We start from the raw sequence: 5678 nt of genomic DNA, 5'->3' as shown, positions 1-5678 counted from the left end.
GAATCAGTTCCGCCTGACACACCGCGAAGGTTCGCCATTCCGTAGGAGCGAACTTGTTCGCGAGGCGTCTGGCCTGACACGCCGTATCGCCTGCCTCGCCAACAAGTTGGCTCCTACAGGTTGGGTGTCATCCGCAGATCGCCATTTTTGCCGAAGCCGTAATTGGCGCAGTAACGCCCAGCACCGCGCTCACCCCTTCGACAATCAACCGCACCTGGCGCTGATCGATGATCAACGGCGGCAACAGGCGGATGGTTTGGCCACGGGTAACGTTGATCAGCAGGCCGTGATCTCGCGCTGCATTCAATGCCAAATCCGGGATCGCCCGTTTCAGCTCGATGCCGAACATCAGGCCTTGTCCGCGAATACTCACGATGTCCTGATGCCCCGCCAACGCTTCACGCAGCCCATCGAACAGGCGTGCACCCTGCACGGCGGCATTATTGAGCAGCGCTTCGTCGTCGATAATATCAAGCACCGTGCACGCCACCCGACACGCCAGCGGGTTGCCGCCGAAGGTGCTGCCGTGGCTGCCCGGCGTGAACAATTGGGCAGCGACACCCCGAGCCAGGCAGGCGCCAATGGGTATGCCGTTGGCTAACCCTTTGGCCAGTGTCATCACGTCGGGCACGATGCCGTGGTGCTGAAAGGCAAACCACTGACCGGTGCGCCCCATGCCCGTCTGGATCTCGTCGAGCATCATCAGCCAGCCACGCCGGGTACACAGTTCGCGCACCTGTTTCAGATAACCGGGCGGCGGCACCAGCACCCCACCCTCACCCTGAATCGGCTCCATCAGCACCCCGACGATGCGCTCGCCATGCAACCGCCCCGCCGCTTCAAGCGCTGCAATATCACCGAAACCGACCCTGACACATTCCCCCGGCAACGGCTGATAACCCAAACGCACGCCGCCGTTATCGCTGGCTGACAACGTACCGAGCGTGCGGCCATGAAAGGCGTTATCCATCACGATCACCAGCGGCTGGCGGATGCCTTTGGACCAGCCATACAGCCGCGCCAGCTTGAGCGCGGTTTCGTTGGCCTCGGCGCCGGAATTGTTGAAAAACGCCTGTTCCATGCCCGCAAGCTCAGTGAGCTTCTGCGCCAGCCGCTGTTGCCAAGGGATGCTGTAGTGATTAGATGTGTGCAGCAGCAGCCCGGCCTGCTCGCGAATGACCTCGACGATGCGCGGGTGACAGTGCCCGACATTGGTCACCGCTACACCCGCCAAGGCGTCCAGATACTCGCGGCCGTCTTCGTCCCAGAGGCGCGCGCCGAGACCTTTGATGAAACTCAGCGGCATTGGTTTGTAGGTGTTCATCAGGCAATCGGCGGTCATGGCCAGCACTCCTTGGTGGATGTGCTGGCAGTATGTTTAGCCTGCCATGGTGTATAAAGATGGCTTTGCTTCAGTGACCTTTAAGCAGGGCTTGATAATGGATGTGTTCCAGTCAATGAGCGTGTTCGTTCAAGTAGTGGAAAGCGGCAGCATGACGGCGGCCGCAAGGCAGTGCGAAATGTCCACCACGATGGTCGGCAATCACCTCAAGGCCCTTGAACAGCGCTTGGGCATCAGCCTGCTGCAACGCACCACACGCCGGCAAAACCTGACCGAGTTTGGGGTGCAGTATTACCGGCGCTGCGTTGAAGTGCTGGGGCTGGTGGCGGATTCGGATCGCTTGGCTGAACAGGCCCAGACCCTACCGTCCGGCACCTTGCGAATCACCGCGCCACCTGCATTCGGTGCTGAGCGCCTGGCACCGATGCTCAGCGATTTCGCCCAGGCCTACCCCGAAGTCAAGCTGGAAGTGGTGCTCAACAATCAGTTGATGGACTTGGTGGAGCACGGTTTCGATGCGGCCATTCGACTGGGCATGCCCGAGCCTTCGAACCTGATCGCGCGGCCCCTGCAGGATTACACCCTGACCATCTGCGCCTCGCCCCAATACCTGCAACGCCACGGCACCCCGCTACACGCCAACGACTTGCAACAGCACCAATGCCTGGCGTTCTCTTACCCGGCCGGCGATGAATGGCGCGCGTCGGAGAAATTATGGAAGCTCACCGGCCCCGCGGGCGAGATCGAAATTCCAGTGTCGGGACCGATGATCATCAACAGCACCCCGGCCCTTCGCCAGGCTGCGTTGTCCGGCATGGGCCTGACGATGCTTCCGGATGTGCTGATTGAGCAAGACCTGCAAGCTGGCCGGTTGGTGCCGTTATTGCAGGAATACCAGCCCCCCAGCCGTCAGATGTTTCTGATCTACGCGCAGGATCGCTATCGGCTGCCCAAGGTCAGGCATTTTGTGGAACGCGCGTTGGCGGCGTGGGGGAAATAACGATTCACTTCGACCGGCCACTTATGCAGGGAGCGTAGATTGATGATCAACAAGGAACGCCCCGATTCGTCGATACCGGGCCTTCGCGTTACTGAGCTGACAGCGCAGGACGAAGCGGCGATTCAGGATTTTTTCGAAGCCAATCCTGGCTATTTCACCGTGTGCAACGGTGAACCCCCCCGACCGGACGAGGCGCATGAGGAACTCAAGGGCGACATGCCCGACGACTGGAACTACAACACCCGCTGGATTTGGGGGTATGTCGACGAACAAGGCTCGCTGGTGGCGCTGGTTAATATCATCTCCGACCTCTGGTCGCCTGGGGTCTGGCACACTGCGTTCTTCATCGTGGATTCGTCCCGGCACGGCAGTGGCGATGCGCGGCTGATCCATCAGGATGTCGAGCGCTGGGCGCAACAAAATGGCGCGCAATGGATGCGGCTTGTGGTGGTACAGGGCAACGTAAAGGCAGAACGCTTTTGGGAAAAGATCGGCTACCAACAGGTTCGGACCCTTGAAGGGATCAAGATGGGCAAACGGACCAATACCCTGCGCATGATGGTCAAACCGCTGGGTGGCCGCACGGTGGAAGAACATCTGGAGCGGCTGCCCAAAGACAGGCCGGATACGTGATGAACCGCTGATAAGCGTCGCGGGCAAGCCTCGCTCCAACAATGGATCAGGCGCTACCAACGTTGTGATTGAACGCAAAACCCGTGGGAGCGGACCCGTCCGAGAAGAGGCAGGTACAGCCGATACATCTCTACCGCCTGACGCACCGCTTTCGCGGACAGGTCCGCTCCCACATTGGATCTGCTTCGCTGCTTACATGGCGGCCAGCGCAAATCCTGTTGGAGCGAGCCTTGCCCGCGAAGTGGTTTGCACGCTCACCCAGGCCAGACACTCACCCAACCAACCGCTCACGCTGCCCGGTGGCGGACGCTGCCAACGCCGCGTCGATCAACTTGTGCATCCTTACCGCATCGTCAAACGTCGCTGCTACCTGCGTCCCTTCAACCACGTCCTGGGCGTAGACGTAATACAACTCGGCCAGTTCCAGCACCGCCGAAGGCAGGTTCGAGTCCGGCAGGCGCAGGTAGGCATCCGGCACCGGCATCAGCTGCAATGGCAGGTTGTCACCGTGGGCGCCTTCGATCACGTAGTCATCGCCCACTTCACCGAATGCCGAGGTGTTGGTGATCCGCAGATCGCCCAAGTGGCCGGTGATGTCCATCTGCACGCCAGAGCCATTGCGCTTGCCGCCTTCGACATGCACCGACACCAGCGCGCCGTCCTGCAATTGCCCCACCAGCACCATTTGATCGGGTGCGGTGGTGTCAAAAACTTCGTCGGTTTCCTTGATGGTGACTTTTTCGAATTGATTGACCACCAGCCCAGTCACGTTGATCGGCCAACCGGTGGCGGTGAACAGCATGTCCAGGAAGTGCCCGGCGTAGATCGCGATCACGCTGGAAAAATTTTCCACCGGGACTGTCCAGCGCAAGGCATTGGGGCGCAGCGCCTGGAAGTAATTCATGCTGACGTGGATGCGCACCGAGCGCACTTTGCCGACGTATCCCTGTTGCAACAGGTCCCGCAGATAGCGATTGTGCGGCGCATGACGGCGCTGCAGACCGACGATATGCCTCACGCCCGCCGCTTTGGCCAGACGGTTGAGCTCTTCGGAAGTCGCCGTGCTGGTGGTCAGCGGCCACTCGCAATACACGTCCTTTTTTGCGGCAATTGCGGCGCGTACCGCTTCTTCATGCTGCGGCGCGGTGGTCAGCACCACCACCAGATCGACCTCCGGATGATTGACCAGGGCATCCAGTGAATCCACCACATGGGCGATGCCGAACTGTTCGGCTGCCGCATTCGCGCTGCCTTGGCGCTGGCTGAAAATGGCGCTGATCTGGTACTCCGGCAACAGCGTCAGGACCCGCACATGGCCGTGCAGCGCCCAGTTGCCAATGCCCACCAGGCCCACACGAATTGGCGTTGCTGCGACGTCGATTGCTTTCATACAGGCACTCCATGGGAAATTCGGGATGTGCCTTGAGTCTAGGGACCGGGGCGCTCGTGAAAAACCGTGCAGAGTTCCGAACATTGCGGACAGAAACGGCTTAAATTAGCCCACCGGAAAATCGATGGTACTGGGAGAGCACTGACGATGATGGACAGTCTGAGCGGCATCACGGCCTTCGTTCAGGTCGCCGAGACCCGCAGTTTCACCGAGGCCGGCCGCTTGCTGGACATTTCATCGTCGGCAGTGGGTAAGAGCGTTGCGCGCATGGAAGAGCGGCTGGGCGTGCGCCTGTTCCATCGCAGTACCCGTAGCGTCACCCTGACTGCCGAAGGCGAGCTGTTTCTGGCGCGCTGCCGGCGAATCATTCAAGAGGTCGAACAGGCCGAGATCGAGCTGTCGCAATTGGCCGAGGCGCCCAAGGGCAAGCTGCGCATCAGCGTGCCGCTGCAGAACACCCTGATCTTTCCGCTGCTTGCCGGGTTCATGCAGGCGTATCCGGACATTGAACTGGACGTGGATCTTTCGGATCGCATGAGCGACGTGATTGAAGAAGGCTTCGATGCCGTGATCCGCACCGGCCAGCCGTCCGACTCGCGCTTGATGGCGCGCAAGTTGGGGGAGTTCAAACTGGAATTAGTGGCGTCGCCTGCTTACCTGCAACGCCGAGGCCGTCCGCTGCATCCCGACGACCTGAAGAACCACGCCTGCCTGATGCACAAGTTTCCAGCCAGCGGCGCCCTGGAACGCTGGCCGGTGCGCGATCCTAATGCCGAATCCGATCCAGAGTTGGGCAAGGTCATTACCTGCACCACCACCGATGCCCTCGCCCATCTAGCCATTGAGGGACTGGGCATCGCCTGCCTGGCTGACTTCTCGACCATCCAGGCACTGCGCGAAGGCAAGCTGGAAAAGGTCCTTAGCGACTACACCGAGCATCGCGGCACGCTGTGGATGCTGTGGCCCTCCAGCCGCCACGCCTCACCCAAACTGCGGGCGCTGATCGACTATTTCAGAGAGCACATTGCGGCGGTGGAGCAGCCTGTCTCACTATCCTGAAGGCTGCCCCCACCCTGTAGGAGCGAACTTGTTCGCGAGGCGTCGCTTCTGGCACACCTCGCTGGCCATCTCGCCAACAAGTTGGCTCCTACAGGTGCGGTGTTTGGCGAAGAATGCTCAAAACCCAAATTGCGGCGAGCGGCAGCCTTTCGCAATACCATAAAGTCCGCCTCCCCTCTGTAGGAGCGAACTTGTTCGCGAGGCGTCGCTTCTGGCACACCTCGCTGGCCATCTCGCCAACAAGTTGGCTCCTA

The 5678-nt window shown here is 60.5% G+C and carries 5 protein-coding genes; 3 read left to right on the top strand and 2 right to left on the bottom strand.

Annotated elements, in window-relative coordinates:
- Positions 1-127: 127 nt before the first annotated feature.
- Positions 128-1342 carry an acetylornithine/succinylornithine family transaminase gene (locus ACWKV9_RS27605; protein ID WP_483839284.1) on the bottom strand — a complete coding sequence of 405 codons (1215 nt, stop codon included), beginning with the start codon at positions 1340-1342 and terminating at the stop codon, positions 128-130.
- 97 nt (positions 1343-1439) lie between these two features.
- Here ACWKV9_RS27605 and ACWKV9_RS27600 point away from each other — a divergent pair, with 97 nt between their 5' ends.
- Both ACWKV9_RS27600 and ACWKV9_RS27595 read left to right on the top strand, forming a co-directional pair.
- Positions 1440-2342: a LysR family transcriptional regulator gene (locus tag ACWKV9_RS27600; protein ID WP_483839283.1), complete on the top strand. Its 903-nt coding sequence runs from the start codon at positions 1440-1442 to the stop codon at positions 2340-2342.
- Between the two features lie 42 nt (positions 2343-2384).
- Entirely contained in the window at positions 2385-2975 is a 591-nt protein-coding gene (locus ACWKV9_RS27595; protein WP_483839282.1) for an N-acetyltransferase family protein, read from the top strand.
- A gap of 271 nt (positions 2976-3246) precedes the next feature.
- Here ACWKV9_RS27595 and ACWKV9_RS27590 read toward each other — a convergent pair whose 3' ends face one another.
- The gene (locus ACWKV9_RS27590; protein ID WP_483839281.1) at positions 3247-4365 is read right to left on the bottom strand and encodes a Gfo/Idh/MocA family protein; all 1119 of its coding nucleotides are present in this window, start codon (positions 4363-4365) and stop codon (positions 3247-3249) included.
- Between the two features lie 150 nt (positions 4366-4515).
- On the opposite strand from ACWKV9_RS27590, the gene ACWKV9_RS27585 reads away from it, so the two are divergent.
- The gene (locus ACWKV9_RS27585) at positions 4516-5424 is read left to right on the top strand and encodes a LysR family transcriptional regulator (RefSeq protein WP_483839285.1); all 909 of its coding nucleotides are present in this window, start codon (positions 4516-4518) and stop codon (positions 5422-5424) included.
- Positions 5425-5678 lie beyond the last annotated feature (254 nt).

This window comes from Pseudomonas corni (assembly GCF_057128765.1).
This window is presented reverse-complemented; position numbering and strand designations above follow the sequence as displayed.